Annotated in this window: 2 protein-coding genes; both read left to right on the forward strand. The window is 64.4% G+C overall.

Translation table 11 applies throughout. The annotated features are described in order from the left end of the window. The coding region (locus HP547_RS29110) for a nucleoside triphosphate pyrophosphatase (protein WP_172288969.1) at positions 1-444 on the forward strand (444 nt) is incomplete at its 5' end. Positions 445-501: 57 nt separating this feature from the next. After that, on the forward strand, positions 502-742 hold a 241-nt coding region (locus tag HP547_RS29115), incomplete at its 3' end, for a S1 RNA-binding domain-containing protein (RefSeq protein ID WP_172288971.1).

Consider the following 742-nt stretch of genomic DNA (forward strand, 5'->3'; position numbering starts at 1 on the left):
GGCCTTGCCTGCGTTACCGGGCCGGCTGTAGTGCTGGGCGCCGACACCGCCGTGGTGCTCGATGGTCGTATTCTCGGCAAACCGGAAAACCGCGAACATGCGCTGGCCATGCTGGCCGACCTGTCAGGCCGCGAGCACCAGGTACTGACCGCAGTCGCCCTAAGCGACGGCCAGCGGGTGGGCAGCCTGTGTGTCACCAGCACGGTGTGTTTTCGCCCGATCTGCGACGCTGAAGCGCAGCGCTACTGGGCCAGCGGCGAACCGGTCGACAAAGCCGGCGGCTATGCCATCCAGGGCCTGGGCGCGGTGTTCGTGACCGGCCTTGCGGGCAGCTACTCGGCGGTGGTCGGATTGCCGCTGTGTGAAACAGCCGAATTGCTCGGCCAGTTTGGCATCGCCTGCTGGCAATTGCCTGCGCATGCCCCAGCGGGAGCGAACCGGTAGTAGCCAGCACGTCATACGCCATCCATCATTACAAAAGACCTTAGACGAGAGCCGGCCATGAGTGAAGAGATCCTGATCAACATCACCCCGATGGAGTCACGCGTGGCGGTGGTGGAAAACGGGGTACTGCAGGAAGTGCACGTCGAGCGCACCCAGCGCCGTGGCATCGTCGGCAATATCTACAAGGGCAAGGTGGTGCGGGTGCTTCCGGGCATGCAGGCGGCCTTCGTCGACATCGGCCTGGAGCGCGCGGCGTTCATCCATGCGTCGGAAATTTCCCAGCGCGAAGGCTCGGCAG

It is taken from the genome of Pseudomonas sp. CM27 (genome assembly GCF_013179515.1).
Taxonomy (GTDB): Bacteria; Pseudomonadota; Gammaproteobacteria; order Pseudomonadales; family Pseudomonadaceae; genus Aquipseudomonas.